Source organism: Chitinophaga silvisoli (assembly GCF_003412465.1).
Classification (GTDB): Bacteria; Bacteroidota; Bacteroidia; order Chitinophagales; family Chitinophagaceae; genus Chitinophaga; species Chitinophaga silvisoli.
The window spans coordinates 226,917-243,494 of sequence record NZ_QTJV01000012.1 but is presented as its reverse complement, the minus strand read 5'-3'; the positions used below and the strand labels follow the sequence as shown (position 1 = coordinate 243,494).

Here is a 16,578-nt window from a genome sequence, read left to right as displayed (position 1 = left end):
GAAGGAGAAGTTGAGATATTTTATAACACTTGATAAATATTTGGGGATTTGGGGAAATATTTTTGGTAGTGTGAAATGGAGGGCAAAAAAATGCTCCGGGTGTTTTGCCCGGAGCGGAATTATTTGACGCGTCCGCGTCACAGTTATTTTTGATGGAGCAACCCAGTTAGGCGATACTAACTGAAGGTTTCCATGAATATACTGTAGATGCCATGAATACCTCCTTTTCTTTGATGAGTAATGAAGTTACGTATTTTTTACGTTTAAAAAAACACAAACTTTAGTGTGATTTTATACGAAGAAGCTTTCCATTTTTTCGAGGTAATTTTCTATTGGCATGCTATTCCGCATTGCCATAAGACCCTGACCGGACGCACCTACCAGCGTTCTGAACTGCTGAATTTGTTTGGTTGCCAATGCATAAATTGTGTCCACAATTATTTGAGGATCATCTAACAATTCCGGGTCAGTATGGCTCATTAATGATTTCACTTTGTTAGTGATAACATCATAGTCTGTAACGGCCGGATTTTCATTCCAAATGACAGCGTCTTTGAAGTTATTGCCTGATGATCCCCCCTGCTCTACCAGCCTGAGTTCAATACCCAAAGGTTTCAGTTCATAGTATAAGCCTTCGGTCAGGCCTTCGAGGGCGAATTTAGACATATTGTAAAGTGATCCTACAGGCACAGCCGTAGTAACGCCCATGAAAGAACTGATATTGATAAACATACCACTTTTGTTCTCCCTGAAATGTGGCAGAAAGGCCTGTATCACCTGGATGGGACCTTTGACGTTTACATTGAATTGCCAGTCGATGGTTTCCTCTTTTGCAAATTCTAAGGGCCCGTAGGCTCCAACGCCGGCATTGTTAACGACAACGTCTATCTTACCAAAGGCGTTAATAGCAGCGGCTACCGCCTCCCTTACCTGGGTGGGACTGGTAACATCCAGTTTGAAGATGGCTATATTTTTTATTTGGGTGAGTTCGGTTTCCTTTTCAGGGCTGCGCATGGTAGCGGCTACATTCCATCCATTAGCGGCGAAATGGCACGCGGTAAGCTTGCCGAGGCCAGAGCTGGCCCCGGTGATAAATATTGTCTTTTGCATATTGGAACTTTTGTTCCACAAATGTAAAGATAACGGAACAAAAGTTCCAAATAATTTTTACCTTTAGGGTATTATGGCAAGAACGAAACAATTTGATGAGGAAGCAGTGCTGGATCAGGCGATGGAATTCTTCTGGCGGAACGGGTATAACAGCAGTTCTCCGCAGGAGATCCTAAATGCATTGGGCCTGAGCAGGTCGAGCCTGTATGATACATTTGGCGATAAGCATACCTTATTTATAAAAGCCCTGAAGCGGTATAGGGAGAAGCAGACAGGAGCAGTGATTGCGATGCTGGAGAATAGTGAGGATGTGATGGAGACGATCAAAACATTGTTGCTGGCAACGAAGAAAGGTTGTGCAGAAGGTGGCATCAGGGGCTGCCTGATGGTGAACTCTAAAATTGAATTAGGGATGAGTGATGCAGAGGTGGCGGAAATTGTGACGGAGAATAGATTGGCGCAGGAAGAGGCCTTTGCAAAGGCGATAAAGAAGGGCCAGGATGCGGGGCAGATTAATAAGGCACAAAATCCCATGGCATATGCGCGGTTTGTGATTAATACCTTGTGGGGATTGAGTACGTATGCGAAGATTCCTGAGGCGGATAAGAAGGGATTTGATGATGTGATTAAGGTGACTATACAGATGTTGTCATAATAATAAAAATGAGGTTGTATCAAAAGTAAAGTTTCCGTGTAATTGATCCGGATTCCTGATGGGAGAATTCTATTTTACTGAATTCTAAATGCCATCAGATTACTTTTGCTACTACCTCATTTTTATTATGCAGGTTTTGAGCGCCTGTACATTGCTGGTTTAAAAAATTGTGTTTGCAGAAACCGCTCTCCATTCTTCGATTTCGGCTTCAATTGATTTCAATTTCTGAGGCACCAGCTCAGTTGCATCTTTTCCAATCAGGAAATTCAATGGAGGATTGTCACTTTTAGACATTTCGATGATTGCAGCAACGCCTTTTTCTGGATCACCGGGCTGTTTACCATCCAGGTCAGCATGCCATTGAATGCTGTCTTTCACGGACTGGTATTTACTTTCGGTTACACTCAGGTCTGTGCCCAGGAAGGAGGTTCTGAAATAACCAGGTAAAACTACTGTCGCCTTTACACCAAATTCTTTGATTTCTTCACGGAGTCCTTCTGTCAAACCTACTACTGCAAATTTGGTAGAGCAGTAGATGGCCCAACCAGGGAAACCACCGAGCATACCACCTACAGAGGCGATATTGATAATATGGCCGGAGCGCTGCTCACGTAAATGCGGCATCACCTGTCTGATTACATTTAATAACCCGAATACATTTACATTATAGTTCTCCCTGGCATCCTTATCGCTCACTTCTTCAAGGGCACCTACCTGTCCGTATCCGGCGTTATTTACAACGACATCGATTTTCCCGAATTTACTGATAGTCTTGTCTATCGCAGCTTTTACGCTGGCTTCATCTGTGAGGGAGACGGTCAGCGGCAGGAAATCATTTCCTGAAAATTCAGTTAAGGATGCGACATCACGGGAGGTAGCTGCGACGCGATAGCCCTGTGCTAATAACTGTTTTACTAAGATGCGACCAAAACCTTTGGAGGCACCGGTTACAAACCATACTTTATTCATAATAAGAGGTTGATATTTTTAAAGATTGATATTTTTAAAGATGGATCTTTTAAAGGATGAACTTTTAAAAGTTGATCTTTCAAAGACTGATCTTTTAAAGACTGAACTTTTAAAGGTTGATCTTTCAAAGACTGATCTTTTAAAGACTGAACTTTTAAAGGTTGAACTTTTAAAGACTGATCTTTTAAAGACTGAACTTTTAAAGGTTGAACTTTTAAAGACTGATCTTTTAAAGGATGAACTTTTAAAGATTGAGTGGCTTTAGAAAAGGATTAACCAGATATTTCTGATTAATAATCAGTGGACTTTGTCAGGGTCTCAGTTGCTTTAAAAGCTGTACCCAATTGATCCAGTTTATTTAAAGCACGTTGATAAGCATCACTACCCAGCAGGAGATACAATGGTGGTTCCGCCATATTCACTAATTCAATCATCGCTTTGGCTGCTTTGTCAGGATCTCCCTGCTGCACTCCGTCCATATTTGCATATTTTGCATGCGAAGCCCTGATAGCTGTATAATCAGCAATCGGCGTGTCTGTTAATACCAACGAATCAGCAGTGAGGAAACTGGTTCTGAAAGCACCAGGAGCAATTAAAGTGACATTGATACCAAACTCTTTTACATCCTGTGCCAATACATCCGTTAGTCCGGTCACGGCATACTTAGCAGCTGCATAAACCGACCAGCCTGTATTTCCTGAAATACCTGCGATAGAGGAAATATTGATGATATGCCCACTCCTCTGCCCGCGCATAAAGGGCAATACATGCCTGATTACATTCAATGTGCCAAATACATTGATATCAAAGCTGATGCGGGTAGCGGCATCAGAGAGTTCTTCTATTCCACCACCGATACCGTAGCCGGCATTATTTACAGCGACATCTATACGTCCGAATTTGTCTACAGTGGATTGAATGGCCTGCGCTACACTTTTGTCGTCAGCGAGGTCTACCTGTAGTGGGAGGAAGTTTGTGTTGTCATTGCCTACGGCTTCAGTTAATGCCGCAGCGTTGCGGGAAGTGGCTGCCACAGCATAGCCGGCAGCAAGCAAATGCTTCACCAGGGTGAGGCCCAGCCCTTTGGAGGCCCCCGTTACAAACCAGGTCTTTTTGTTGTCCATATCTTTGCTTGTTTTGATAGGACAAAATTAGGTTGCTGCGGGATGTGACTTATTACAAGGTTCAAACCATTGATTGCAAAATTCAAACAAAGGGAGATGAGAGGCATTTTATACCTAAACAAGGGGCAAATATTTTACAATACAGTTATTATAAGATATATCTATACACCACCCGAAATATCCATTACACGAAGTGAAATATCCATTACACCACCTGAAATATATCAATTACACGACTTGATATATACATTACACCATCTGAAAAAAGATCCATTACACCTCTGAAATATACGCATTACACCACCCGATAAGACGAAGGCGTACTACTTGTATGCTTCTTAAAGAAATTATTAAAATGTGCCGGCTCTTCAAAGCCAAGACTATAACTGATCTCTGCAATATTCCAGTTGGTATGCTTCAGCAAGGCCTTTGCTTCTCCTAATAATCGCTCGGCAATATGATCTGTGGTGGTCTTGCCGGTAGTCTCCCGGATGGCCCTGTTCAGGTGATTGACATGTACTGCCAGCTTATCGGCAAAATCCCTGGCTGAGCGCATTGTAAAACGCTGGTGGGGTGTTTCGATAGGGAATTGTCTTTCCAATAATTCTGTGAAAATGGCTGTAATACGTGCATTAGCGTCTGTATGCTGGTACAGCATTTCTGAGGGCTGCATTTTCAGTGCATAGTGGATCATCTCTGTCACATAGTTTCGCAGCAGGTCATATTTAAATTTATAGTCGGAGTTGATTTCCTCCAGCATCTTTTTAAAGATGGCACTGACATGCTTATCCTGGGTTTTATTCAGCATGTAGGCGGGTTTACTGCCGGTGGCAAACATAGGCAATTCATTGATGTTGGTTCTCAATGATTCGGTAAAGAAGGATTCTTTGAAGATACAGAAGTAGCCGGACCGGTCATCTTTTAAAGACTCATAAGTGTAAGGTACATTGGGGTTGAAGAACATGAGGGCAGTCCCGTCTGCTTCAATACTTTTATCGGCATAATGATAGACAGTGCGGCCCCTGACCAGGCTGATCTTGTAAAAATCGCGGCGGGCATAGTGGATAGGGGTACCACCGGGGTTTAAAGTGTCTTCGATTCTAAACACGTTAAAATGCCCGATATCCTGTTTCAGGTTATCAGGCAGCCAGTTAAATTTATGTTGGTAAAATTCTTCGAGAGATTCCCTGTTTGTCATAAGGCGAAGTTACGAAATTCAAACAGAATGAATCACAATTGAGATTATTTTAACCTGGTAAGGTTTGAAGCGGATAAAAATTGGGGTTTCTTAATTTAAAAAGACTCAATAATCTGCTGCATCCACTCATACTCCTTCAATTTTTTAAGTTTTTCCTGCAATCCTTGAGGTATGGCATTAATCCCGATTTCCGCTCCCTTGATCTGGCCTGCGATTGATGCATTAGTATCTGTGTCTCCACCCGCAGCTATTATTTCCGCATACATCTGTTCTACTGCTCCTTCCCGCGTAGCCGCAAAAATGGCGAATGGCACCGAATTCACTACATACCCATTACATCCTAACACAGCTGCAGTTCTAATATCTCTACATTCCCTTATTGCTACAATCCTGTCACGCACCATGGTATCCGGCAACTGGTCAATAAGCACTTCCCATACATCTTTCCCTTCTATGATAGCCCGAATAGCCAATACCACTCCCAATGCCCCTGCATAAGCTTCCGTGTGCTGATGCGTAATTCTGCAAACGTCAAAAATGCCTTCCCTGCTTATGTCACAAAACGCCAAAGGTGCTATCCGCATGGCTGCACCATTACCAGCAGCATACTCCCCACCACGACCTGCGTATTGCCAGGGTATCCCAGCTTCCAAATCCCGGAGCGCCTTCAATGTACTTGCTCCCACTCCATTCAATCGTCCCTCCTTATAATACAATAGAAAATGAGCCGCCAGTCTGGCAGGCTCAATTTTCCTGTGCATCCCTAATATCTCACACGTTGCCAGTGTAAGTTGTGTATCATCCGTCAATTTCCAACTGCGATCGGGTTCGGGCTTTTTACCCCAGTACCAGGTTGCCTTATCATCTTTCTGTTGATCAAACTCCCAGGCACTTCCCCAGGCATCGCCGATGGCCCCACCGATAATACAGCCTTTAAATCGATCTGTTATCTGCATTGTTAGTTTATAATCTCAGGTTTGCAATTTCAGCAGGTTCTTACTTTTTCATCATCACACCTCACAATCGAACAAACAACAGCATCATTCTACAACCTCGGATCCACCGCCTCACTCTCCATCGCCAACACGCCAAACACACACTGATGCACCTTACTCAAGGGCACCTTCCCTACAAATCGCTCCAGCGCCTCCACTCCTAACGCAAACTCCTTCTGCGCCATGATCCGCTTCGTACTCAATCCCCTCTCCTTCAACCTCACCAAATTCCTCTCCAACGTATACTCCGGCCCGTAAATAATCCTCAAATACTCCTTCCCTCTCACCTTCACTGCCGGCTGCACAAAGAACTTCTCATTCATCGTTATAAAGTCATACGGCTTCACTACCATCCCTTCTCCTCCATTATTCGTCATAGCATGCCACCACTCAGTAGCCGCTAACACACCTGCCTCATCTTCCAGGTCCACCACCTGATATTTAGTCGCTATAACAGGATTCCCTTCTCCGCCCGCAAACACCGCCAGCTGCTCCATATGCCACTCATGATCCTTATCAAAATACGTCTTCCCTTCCGTTGCCAGCAAATGAAACGGTGCCAGCTGGTAATCTTCCATTCCCCTCACTTCCCAGCAGTACTGCCTGTAAGCTGTCGTAAACTGGTCTACCATGGCCGCCCTCTCTCTATACTCTCTCAGCAAAGGCAAGGCCGCCGGATTTGTTGCCGCCTGCTCCAGGCTTGCTATCGCTCCCTGCATTGCATACCTGCCCGCAGCACCCGTTGCACCATACTGGTTACGGAGCAACTGCTGTGCCTTCAGGTTCCATGGCATCAACTCACAATCTAAACAAAACCAGTCCGTGTCATAGGTTTCCCAGCCACCACGTTCTGTTATTACATCCGCGATCTTTTTCAGGAATCCCTGTTCTATTGATTCATCATCAAAGAATACACGACCGGTGCGGGTATAGATTATCCCGATACTCTCTTCCTGGATGCCAAAACGCTTTCTCACTACCTCACTATTCTTACACACGATTACCACCGCCCTGGAGCCCATATGCTTTTCCTCACAAACAACCTTCTTCACGCCTTCACCTTTAAAATATTTAAAGGCTTCCGCAGGATGCTCCAGGTAATCAGGCAATGCACTGGTAGCAGTTGGAGACATAGTAGGTGGCAGGTAAATCAGCCATTTGGGATTTACGCCCCAGCGACTCATTATTTCCAGCGCTGATGCCGCATTCCCTTCCCTGATGCCAATCCTCTTCATCAGGCGTGTCTCTATCAGTTGCTTTCCAATTACATCATTTATATCCAGCACATTATCATGTTCCTGCTGTAAACTCAGTTCATTCATTGATTCCCTGATAGGCCTTGCCGGCACTGCATATTCCTGCAATGCAGGTACACTCACCAATTCCCTTTCAGGATAACGTAAGGCTGTCAGACTACCGCCAAACACGCATCCCGTATCTATATCAATCGTATTATTAAACCATTCAGGACGTACTACCGGCGTATGACCATAGATCACCGCTGCTTTTCCATTGTAATTAGCTGCCCAGTTGTAACGCACAGGTAACCCGAATTCATCGGTTTCACCGGTAGTTTCACCATACAGGCAGAATTCTCTCACTGCTCCGGAGCCCCTGCCCTGCATGCTTTCCTTCAGACCCGCATGTGCCACTACAAGGTTACCATGATCCAGTACATAATGGCTCACCAGTCCATCCAGCCACTTTTTCAGCGACTCTATCCACTCAAGGTCGGTACCTTCCAACTGTTCTACAGTTTGTTTCAGACCATGCTGCAACAATACATTTCTTCCTGTCAGGTACTTGAGCAATTTGTTGTCATGGTTACCTGGCACACACAGCGCCAGCTTCTCTTCGGTCGCCCGCATCACCAGTTTCAATACCGCCGGTGAAGCAGGCCCTCTATCTACCAGGTCACCAAGGAATATCAGCTTTCTGCCATTCGTAGCCGTGATACGCTGCGCCGCTTTATCTACTGTATGACCCAGGGTCGTGAGCAGCGTACACAATTCATCATAACAACCATGTACATCGCCAATGATATCAAAAGGCCCTTCTTCATGCTTCAGATCATTGAAGAGCGGTTCCCTGATAATTTCAGTAATATCCTCCACCGCCTCCGGTGTACGGAACTCAAAATGCCTCCTGAATCCTTCCTCCCTGATCTTGTGGATCCCACTTTTCAAAGTAGCCATCTGGCCTTTGATCACGCGGGGGGCCAGGACCCTGTCAGTACGTGTTTTATTCCTGTCCTGACATACCCTGTCAGACATATTCATAATGATCGCCACCGGCAATACATGGTATTCCCGTGCCAGCGCCACCAGTTGCTTCCTGTATTGTGAATTTACATTGGTCGCATCTACTACCGTGAGCAAGCCTCTCTTCAGCCTTTTGGCGATTATGAGGTGCAAAAGTTCAAATGCATCCTCTGAGATGCCAGGGGTATTTTCATCGTTGCTCAGCATCAGACGAATTGCGTCACTGCTGACGATCTCTGAAGGCCTGAACCATTTCTTTGCAAAGGTACTCTTCCCTGATCCTGATGCGCCGACTAATACTACCAGGGAAAGTTCCGGAAAATTTAATGTCATAATGCTTTATTGTTTTGAGAAAACAGCCATCTGGCTGGGTGCGCCTACTGCTTCGATCTCCTCACCCAGTGGCTTTATTTCATAAGTATATTTATACACGTCTCTGATATGCTCACACCATGCATTAAATGCTGCACGGCTCCATTCAAACCTGTGATCAGAATGCCGCAGCATATTTTCATCTGTTGTAAAAGTCAGGTTCCAGTCTTTGTTAGGTGTTGTCAGCACCACTGTATTGGGCTGTATTTCATTGAATAGGTTTTTCTCCATGGCCAGCAGCCGGTCCTCGTCAAGGTGCTCTATTACTTCTACCATCGCAGCTACATCATAGCCATGCAAACGCCTGTCTTTGTAAGTCAGTGAACCCTGTATAAGCTGGATCCGTTTACGCTGACTTTCTATCATTTTGTCCAGTTTGAGTCTACTGGCAGCCACTTCAAGACTGTGAGACGAAACGTCCATACCCGTGATCCGCTGTAATTGTTTATTTTCAAGCAGGAGTTTGATAAGGCGGCCTTCTCCACAGCCCAGGTCAATGACTGAGGTAACATTCAGGCGGGCAATTTCATCACTGACTGCCTGTAACCTTACATCATGGAGCTTTTGCCTGGCTGCCTTTTCAGGTAAAGGAGCATCCTCCGATACAGTCATTGCCGCCAACGCATTATCAGAAAGTTTACGCTGATGACGCAGGTATCTGCGCACTATTATTTCCCGGGAAGGATGGTTTTCCAGCCAGCCTTTCCCTTTATTCATGAGCTTTGTGACTTCTTCTTCGTTTACCCAGTAATGTTTTTCATTGTCCATGACCGGGATCAATACATATAGATGAGAAAGCAATGCCTGTAAAGTAATTTCATTCTTCAGGGTAACTGTAAAGTACCGGCTATTGCCCCATTCGGGGAAATGCGGGTCCAGGGGGTGCCGGATAGCAATGATTTCGTAGCCCAGTGGCTGAAAAAGTTGCTGCAGAAGTTCTTCACCGCCCCTGATGGAGAGAACGGAAATTTGTACTTCCAGTTGAAGCGGGATGCTCACCAGTTCCGGCTTTTCTTTACAATTTCCATTCAATGCGGAACTAAAGCCCTTTGAAATGGCGCTGCTCATAAATGAGGAAGCCACGTAAGGGCGATCGTTGACGTATTGGTCCAATGCAAAGGAGTTGGCATCACTGTTCCTGACCAGCCCAACAGGATCCATATCCAGCAATATTGCGCAGGTACATTTTTCATCGCCTGCCTCGGGGTAGAAGACATGGGCTTTACCGTTCATCACCTCTACAGATTGTACTTTAGCGGGGTGTTTGTGCAGTAAGAAACTCAGGTCGGTAGCGGGGTAGCGTGAGTTTGTGATAGTCAATAACATATTTGCAATATAAATTATACTGGCAAATTTCAGAAGTATGTGTGAAGGGTATCTGCGCAGGTAAAAATAAAGATGTATCAAAAGTAAAGTTTCCGGGATGTAACCCGGATCCCTGATGGAAGAGAAATTCTTTTTATTGAATGCCAAACGCCGTCAATTCCTTTTGATACAAGCGCGGAACCCGGCTCGCAAGGATTTAGGCCGCTATGCCCTGCCATTAATTATATGGCGTAATGCTTACCTTTCCCAGCAGGCCCGAAGCCTGTACCTTCCAACCAGCCGCATCAAAATCCTTATAATTTATATTCACAAAATTAATTTCATGATACTGCCGCCAGGGTATGTGGTGCTGGTCCATATACCTGATATGATTCGCCATCAGGTTTGCCACTTCAATACGGATCTCATTTCTTCCTGCACGCAGGTACTTCCCTATCCTTAATGTATATGGAATACTCCACACAATCCCGGCATCCTTACCATTGATCCATATATGGGCACTCTCATGCACCTGATCAAATTGCAGCAAATATTCTTTCGCTTTCTTCGCAGATAAGCGGAAACTGCCAGTATACACTCCTTTCCCTGAAAAAGAACGCAGGGTTGTATCAGGCAATGTCGTCCAATCCACTAAACTATCCAGTCTTACAGCAGCGGGGATAAATGGTCCACCATCTTTGAATGCTAATTGCCAGGGGCCTTGCAACACAATCGGTGTCTCCGCTTTATTCAAATATACCCAATCAGGAAAACCATTCTTTTCATTTTTGGGTGCATCAGCTATTGTTTTTAGAATGACAGACTCTCCCGCTGCCAGCTCCACTTTCACCAGCGTAGTACTATCAGTTTGCGCGATCTCCGCCAGCCCGCTATCTCCCCGCAATGGATCCAGTATAAACACACGGGATAAACGATGATTTACAGGAATCAAACTGGCAATTTTCCCCGCCGTATGATTCACCAGATAATACCAGGTATCCTTCCCATCTTTCCGGCGGATGAACTTCAATCCAGCATCTGTCAATGCTTCCCGCCGCACCCCAACCTGATGCAAGGCACCCTGCACATCCGCAGTAATGATGATATTTTTCTCCCCTCTCAAAGTTCCCAGCAGCGATTGAAACTCCTTTCTCTTAGCATCCAGGTCATTCATTCCCGGCACATCCTCAGGCAATGCCTCAAAGATCACCGTCGTCCCACTTCGCGCAAGCGCAATAACCTTTTGCAGGGTAGCTATCGGCATCAGGTGCGCCTTGGGGATAATCAATGCCTTGTAGCCCGATGTCTTTCCAATCCAGTTATCCGACACAAAATCCAGCGTAAATCCTGCCCGCTGCAATCCCATTACCTGCTTATAAAACGCTGTTGGATACAACCACTTATCTATGTGATGCACAGACAATGGCATTTCCATTCCCTCCGCATCATGCCAGGTATCATAAACCGGCCAGTAAACCATCAGATCATTATCAGGCTTACCCGCCTGCAAAACAGACTGCACCCGCGTAATGTATTCGTTCAACCCTGGTAAATGCGACCACCAGCTATTTGCCGGCACAAAATTCACTGATGCGTAAAACAACCATCCGGGAAATGGCACTTCCTTCGGTGAATAAGTCGTACCATGATAAAACACATGATTTACCCCCGCCAGGAATGCCTGCTCCACCTCCGGTTTACACTGTGATAAAGATGTTTTAAAATGCTCTGTCAGCCATGTAAACGTCTCGCTCGAAATGAGCGGATGCCCCGCTATATGCCCCGCTGAAGTGGCAAATTGCATCATGATCGGATCCGGACTCACATTCCTGATATCCGCACTATCCCTGCGCAGTCCTGGTATAGGAAAATACGTAGATCCAAAGGTCTCACATTCAGGGATATCCACCGTTGCATATAAATCAATCAGGTTCCCTGGCGAGCCATGAGCCTGGTTTTTAGTAAGACGATGATAATCATGCGCCCACTGCGTCCATGGTTTTGTAAAATTGTCCAGCAGCAACTCCGCCATGGTCTCCCTGTAATCGGATTTTACACGGGCAATTGTATCTGAAATTCTTCCGGAACTAAACTCCCTGATAAATTGGGTGAGATCATAGCCCCGTCTGCGCTTAAACTCCGGCAAAAAGGCCGGAGTCCAGTCGGCCCCATACACCTCGTAACTATCATTATAAAATGCCCTGATAGCAGGCACTTTCCCCCTGAAAGCCGTGTCAAAACGATGCAGGTAAACCTGAACAGCCTCGCGGGACAGATGATCCAGGGTATAGCCCTCACCACCCGGTGCCGCCCGCTTTACCTTTTGCTTCGTATGACTGCTATACAATGCATACACACTTATATTTCCGGCAGGATGCTCCCAATGCAGGGTGCCATCCTTCACCTTATCCAGTATAGGCTCCGGTGTCAGGCCCTTATAAGCTACCAATGCCTGCAGGGTACCAATCGTCGTATCGATTTTTTCAGGCAGCGCCAGGTCTATATATTGCCGCAATACCTTCACCTCCATCTTTGCTGCAGCATGCGACAGATCGATCTGTGGCCCGCCAAAAGGCCAGCCGGTACCCGTGGTAAGGTCTACGCCCATATGTAAACGGGATGCCTGTGTGGTCGTAATATCTAATAAATGCATCCATTGCGGGGACAAAAAGTCCACATACTTTGACTCAAACCCTTTCGCCCCATAGATAGGCGCTATTTCAACACCCCCGAAGCCTACTTCATTGTAGGTATTCAGTGCATTGGTCAATCCCACGCTATCTACAGCGCTTCCCATCCACCACCAGCGGGTCCATGGTTTTGTTTCCTTCTTTATAGAAGGCCATACAGGTGTTTGTGCAGTAGCCTTAAAGGCGCAAAGGAGCAGGCCAATGGCAGCCAGCCTGTAAAAACGTGGATGCATATATTGTTTATTTCTCGGTATCAGACCAGTCAAATTCCTTATTCTCTGCCGGGGTTTTCGCCTTCGCCATGATGGCTTTCAAGGCCTTCACTTTAGCCGGGTTTTCAGCAGCAAGGTCTTTTGTCTCTCCAATATCGTCAACTATATTGTACAATTCAAATCTTTCCGGCTTTCCTTTGTATTTGAAGCGGATTAACTTCCAGTCACCCTGCAATACCGCCTCCTGGATATAGCCTTCGTTAAACTGCCAGTATAAGTAATCATGGGTCTTTGCAGGCTTTTTGCCTTCCAGGGCCGCTGCATAATTCAGGCCATCGATCCCGCTCAGGCTCCTGGACTTTGTGAGGGCACTGAAAGTAGGCAGGATGTCCCAGAACGCCCATTCCTCATCACTCACTTTACCTGCCGGGATATGCCCCGGTGCCCTAACCAGCAACGGTACACGGATTCCGCCTTCATACAGGTCACGCTTCAGTCCCTTCAGCGGACCATTACTATCAAAGTATGCAGGGTCCGCACCTCCTTCCTTATGAGGCCCGTTGTCACTGGTAAAGAAGATATAAGTATTATCATCCAGCCCCAGTTGCTTAATGAGCGCCTGGATCTGCCCTACATTCTGATCCAGCTTACTCACCATAGCAGCAAAGGCAGCATGGGGGTATTGCTGGCTGCGATAAGTGCCCCCGTTTTGGGCATAGGGGGTTTCAGGTGCCAGTTTGGAACTACCGTCCGGGTTCAGCCAGGCCTGCAGATCTTTCTGCGGAGGTACCAGTTCCGCATGGGGAATGGTAATAGAAAGGTATAGAAAGAATGGTTTGTCCTTATTTTCATTGATAAAAGAATAGGCATGTTCCATGATCTCATCATGGGTATACACACTGGTATCATGCGGAATTTTACTGATCTTACCCGCCTTTACCTGGTAGAGGTAATTGGTATAATAATCATGTGCATGGCCCTGGTTCAGGTAACCATAAAACTCATCGAAACCTTTAATTTCAGGAGAACCCGTCGTACCCATCTCGCCTAAGCCCCATTTACCGAACATGCCGGTAGCATAGCCGTTTTGCTGCAGCACCTGGGCCATGGTACTATCCTGGGGCCGTAATGGAAGACGGGTATTGCCGCGGATGTAGGCATGTCCCATATTCTTTCCCGTTAGTAAGGCCGCACGGGATGGCGCACAGACTGTATTGCCGGAATAAAAGCGGGTGAAACGGATTCCTTCCGTCCCAAGCCGGTCTATATTAGGAGTAGGAATTGGACTCCTGGGGTTAAAGGATGTCAGGTTGCCATAACCCAGATCATCTGCCAGAATAAAAATAATATTGGGCCGGTCAGAATGTTTCTTTTGCTGTGCCATGGCGGCTATGGAGCTGGTAAGCAGCCAGCCTGACAAGAGGATTTTGTAAAAGCGACGTTGCATAGTTTCTTAAGTTCAATGGGCTAATGTACAAAAACCTACCAAAATGATAGACTAATAATTTATGAGTGGTTTCAGTCCAGAATTGTAAATAATTTGATCAGAAAGGTACCGTATCAGATACTTTTTTTATATTTGGTATATTTTCGTTTCAATTGTATTAAATTCATATCGCCCTCAGTGTCAAGGTTTATAGAGGTTATGTGAATGATTTAAATCAATAGAAAATGATGGTGAGATACTATGCAATATTTGGAGATGGTAGTTACAGTCCCCTACATTCCCTGGAATCGGTCTCTATACTTCCGGAATATTCCTACATACTGATGACAACGGATACACTGAAACCGAATGGCTATGTAGAGTCTACGACTTATCAATTTGTAAACACAAAAGGAGAGGTGGAATTACTGCGGATCAACAATTGGGAATTACTGTACATTAGTCCATGGACGCATAGTTCCGACGGTCTCCGCTACTGTCTCTACAATCATATGACCAAAACTGCCCACGAGTTTTTCGGGGAAGAAACCGGCCTTCATTTCTTTAAACACGATCTGTTTCCCAAGCTCAGAGAGCTGTCTATTATCTCAGATTACAACCAATACCTGTTGAGCGAAAAGGTGGATCTGCTGGAAGTAGAGCTGACCGAGTTAAGGAGAAGATTATATGAGCTGGAAAAAGTGTTAAGGAAGTAAGTGCACTACTTCGCTATATCCGCCAGCAAATTAGTATCCGGGTCCAACCAAATACCGGCAGGCTTTGTTTCTGCTGGTATCATAATGGTAGTGACCCTTTCTTTTATCATCACCTGCTGCAGGGGCTTTGTCTTATCCAGCGTATACTCCAGTGGGAATTCAAATAGTGGAGACTGTTGCTGTATCACCTCCATCTTCACCGTATGGGTAGCTTCATTGTAACTCAGGTTCATCTGCAATTCCGGTATTGCCGCTGTATATAGCCATTGTGTAAAGAATCCCTTCAGGTCCTGTCCACTCGCCTTTTCCATTTCTTTCCTGAAATCATCGGTACTCGCATTACGTCCGTTATAATCTTTGAAATACTGCCTGATTCCCGCCCAGAACTGCTCATCCCCAATCTTCCTTCTTAACATATGCAATACCCAGCCACCTCTCTGATAACTATTTGCATTCAGCAACTGCATATAATTACTATGTACGGTCGTATCTACCACGGGTGTCTTTCTCTTTTTCGCGAATCCGATGACCTTCTCCCGGTCCTCTTTCAAAGATGCTTTCAGGGTATCAGTACCATATGTATGCTCCATGTACAGCAGTGTCATATAGGTAGCAAATCCTTCACTCAGCCATAGGTGCCGCCAGTCAGTCTCCGTCACAGCATCTCCAAACCACTGGTGTGCAATTTCATGTGCCAGTAAAGACTCCAGTCTTTCAAAGTCCAGGGAATTCTCTGCATAAAAGATAGCACCGGCATTCTCCATCCCACCGAAGATAGTTTTTGACTGAATATTAGCCAGCTTTTCAAACTGGAAAGGACCTACCTGCTGAATGAAATAAGGGAGTATTTGCGTAGCTCTGGCATAGCCCTGGTGACTGGCATCTTCCCTGAATACGTAGCTATACACGGGTATCCTGCCCACATCACCGGAATGTGTCACTGTAAAATCAGCGGCTGCCACTGCCATCACTTTTATAGGCAGCGGAACCTTCTCGTCATATACAGTTTTTTTTATGCCAGCGGGCAGCCGCTCTTCTGAAACCTTCACGCCATTCGCTACTACTGTATAATGCTCAGGAGCATTAATCGTAAATGTTACTGTCGCTTTATCAGAAGGATGATCTATACAGGGCAGCCATTGATGCGCCCTGTCAGGCCAATGGTCAGTAAAGAAAGTTCTGTCTCCGTATTTATTTTTAGAAATGATCAGGCCATCCTTTGGCGTGCCTGCGTACACTACGGTATATGCTGCCTTATCGCCAGCTCTCGCATGGACCTTGAGGTACAAGGCATTTGCATCCTGTTCGAAACCAATCTGCCTGCCTTTGGAAAGCACCTCACTCACCTTCATTCCTGCCAGGTCAATTTTCAACTTCCCCGTTTGCTGCAGGTATTGCAGATTCAGGGTTACCTTTCCCGCTATCTGGTTCGTTGCATCATTAATGGTCAGGTCGATGCCATAATGCAGTACATCTACCTGCTGCGCGGCTACTACGGTGCCCCAGAGTGCACACAATGTTATGATAAATACTTTCTTCATAGTC

General features: G+C 45.6%; 13 protein-coding genes. 3 read left to right on the top strand and 10 right to left on the bottom strand.

Annotated features, from left to right (window positions below; all coding sequences use genetic code 11):
- Positions 1 to 291: 291 nt before the first annotated feature.
- Entirely contained in the window at positions 292 to 1,110 is an 819-nt protein-coding gene (locus DXN04_RS27410; RefSeq protein WP_116856599.1) for an SDR family oxidoreductase, read from the bottom strand.
- A gap of 73 nt (positions 1,111 to 1,183) precedes the next feature.
- On the opposite strand from DXN04_RS27410, the gene DXN04_RS27405 reads away from it, so the two are divergent.
- Complete coding sequence (locus DXN04_RS27405) at positions 1,184 to 1,765, top strand: TetR/AcrR family transcriptional regulator (protein WP_116856598.1); 582 nt, start codon at positions 1,184 to 1,186, stop codon at positions 1,763 to 1,765.
- Between the two features lie 159 nt (positions 1,766 to 1,924).
- On the opposite strand, the gene DXN04_RS27400 is transcribed toward DXN04_RS27405, so the two are convergent.
- Positions 1,925 to 2,734, bottom strand: a complete 810-nt coding sequence (locus tag DXN04_RS27400; RefSeq protein ID WP_116856597.1) for an SDR family oxidoreductase — start codon at positions 2,732 to 2,734, stop codon at positions 1,925 to 1,927.
- 40 nt (positions 2,735 to 2,774) lie between these two features.
- Between DXN04_RS27400 and DXN04_RS36010 the strand changes: the two genes are divergently transcribed.
- The gene (locus DXN04_RS36010; RefSeq protein ID WP_233525698.1) at positions 2,775 to 2,999 is read left to right on the top strand and encodes a hypothetical protein; all 225 of its coding nucleotides are present in this window, start codon (positions 2,775 to 2,777) and stop codon (positions 2,997 to 2,999) included.
- A gap of 25 nt (positions 3,000 to 3,024) precedes the next feature.
- Here the strand turns inward: DXN04_RS36010 and DXN04_RS27390 are convergent, their stop codons facing one another.
- The 7 genes from DXN04_RS27390 to DXN04_RS27360 form a co-directional block, all read right to left on the bottom strand.
- Positions 3,025 to 3,858, bottom strand: coding sequence for an SDR family NAD(P)-dependent oxidoreductase (locus DXN04_RS27390; RefSeq protein ID WP_116856596.1), 834 nt, complete (start codon positions 3,856 to 3,858; stop codon positions 3,025 to 3,027).
- A 295-nt stretch (positions 3,859 to 4,153) separates the two neighbouring features.
- Entirely contained in the window at positions 4,154 to 5,056 is a 903-nt protein-coding gene (locus tag DXN04_RS27385) for an AraC family transcriptional regulator (protein WP_116856595.1), read from the bottom strand.
- Positions 5,057 to 5,151: 95 nt separating this feature from the next.
- Positions 5,152 to 6,012, bottom strand: a complete 861-nt coding sequence (locus DXN04_RS27380; RefSeq protein ID WP_116856594.1) for an ADP-ribosylglycohydrolase family protein — start codon at positions 6,010 to 6,012, stop codon at positions 5,152 to 5,154.
- A gap of 89 nt (positions 6,013 to 6,101) precedes the next feature.
- Positions 6,102 to 8,645 (bottom strand): polynucleotide kinase-phosphatase, encoded by a 2,544-nt coding sequence (locus DXN04_RS27375; protein WP_116856593.1) that lies wholly within the window; start codon positions 8,643 to 8,645, stop codon positions 6,102 to 6,104.
- A 6-nt stretch (positions 8,646 to 8,651) separates the two neighbouring features.
- A complete protein-coding gene (locus DXN04_RS27370; RefSeq protein WP_116856633.1) occupies positions 8,652 to 10,010 on the bottom strand; it encodes a 3' terminal RNA ribose 2'-O-methyltransferase Hen1 in 1,359 nt (452 codons plus the stop codon).
- Positions 10,011 to 10,227: 217 nt separating this feature from the next.
- On the bottom strand, positions 10,228 to 12,912 hold the full coding sequence (locus tag DXN04_RS27365) for a glycosyl hydrolase (RefSeq protein WP_116856592.1): 2,685 nt from the start codon (positions 12,910 to 12,912) through the stop codon (positions 10,228 to 10,230).
- Between the two features lie 7 nt (positions 12,913 to 12,919).
- A complete protein-coding gene (locus DXN04_RS27360; protein ID WP_233525697.1) occupies positions 12,920 to 14,338 on the bottom strand; it encodes an arylsulfatase in 1,419 nt (472 codons plus the stop codon).
- A 224-nt stretch (positions 14,339 to 14,562) separates the two neighbouring features.
- Between DXN04_RS27360 and DXN04_RS27355 the strand changes: the two genes are divergently transcribed.
- Positions 14,563 to 15,033 (top strand): hypothetical protein, encoded by a 471-nt coding sequence (locus tag DXN04_RS27355; protein WP_116856591.1) that lies wholly within the window; start codon positions 14,563 to 14,565, stop codon positions 15,031 to 15,033.
- A gap of 5 nt (positions 15,034 to 15,038) precedes the next feature.
- Here the strand turns inward: DXN04_RS27355 and DXN04_RS27350 are convergent, their stop codons facing one another.
- Positions 15,039 to 16,574, bottom strand: coding sequence for a M1 family metallopeptidase (locus tag DXN04_RS27350; RefSeq protein ID WP_158569172.1), 1,536 nt, complete (start codon positions 16,572 to 16,574; stop codon positions 15,039 to 15,041).
- Positions 16,575 to 16,578: the final 4 nt, after the last annotated feature.

What these genes read in the sequence shown, in the direction of transcription:
- DXN04_RS27410 (WP_116856599.1), bottom strand. Translation starts at nt 1,110, where the DNA reads ATGCAAAAGACAATATTTATCACCGGGGCCAGCTCTGGCCTCGGCAAG.
- DXN04_RS27405 (WP_116856598.1), top strand. Translation starts at nt 1,184, where the DNA reads ATGGCAAGAACGAAACAATTTGATGAGGAAGCAGTGCTGGATCAGGCG.
- DXN04_RS27400 (WP_116856597.1), bottom strand. Translation starts at nt 2,734, where the DNA reads ATGAATAAAGTATGGTTTGTAACCGGTGCCTCCAAAGGTTTTGGTCGC.
- DXN04_RS36010 (WP_233525698.1), top strand. Translation starts at nt 2,775, where the DNA reads ATGGATCTTTTAAAGGATGAACTTTTAAAAGTTGATCTTTCAAAGACT.
- DXN04_RS27390 (WP_116856596.1), bottom strand. Translation starts at nt 3,858, where the DNA reads ATGGACAACAAAAAGACCTGGTTTGTAACGGGGGCCTCCAAAGGGCTG.
- DXN04_RS27385 (WP_116856595.1), bottom strand. Translation starts at nt 5,056, where the DNA reads ATGACAAACAGGGAATCTCTCGAAGAATTTTACCAACATAAATTTAAC.
- DXN04_RS27380 (WP_116856594.1), bottom strand. Translation starts at nt 6,012, where the DNA reads ATGCAGATAACAGATCGATTTAAAGGCTGTATTATCGGTGGGGCCATC.
- DXN04_RS27375 (WP_116856593.1), bottom strand. Translation starts at nt 8,645, where the DNA reads ATGACATTAAATTTTCCGGAACTTTCCCTGGTAGTATTAGTCGGCGCA.
- DXN04_RS27370 (WP_116856633.1), bottom strand. Translation starts at nt 10,010, where the DNA reads ATGTTATTGACTATCACAAACTCACGCTACCCCGCTACCGACCTGAGT.
- DXN04_RS27365 (WP_116856592.1), bottom strand. Translation starts at nt 12,912, where the DNA reads ATGCATCCACGTTTTTACAGGCTGGCTGCCATTGGCCTGCTCCTTTGC.
- DXN04_RS27360 (WP_233525697.1), bottom strand. Translation starts at nt 14,338, where the DNA reads ATGCAACGTCGCTTTTACAAAATCCTCTTGTCAGGCTGGCTGCTTACC.
- DXN04_RS27355 (WP_116856591.1), top strand. Translation starts at nt 14,563, where the DNA reads ATGATGGTGAGATACTATGCAATATTTGGAGATGGTAGTTACAGTCCC.
- DXN04_RS27350 (WP_158569172.1), bottom strand. Translation starts at nt 16,574, where the DNA reads ATGAAGAAAGTATTTATCATAACATTGTGTGCACTCTGGGGCACCGTA.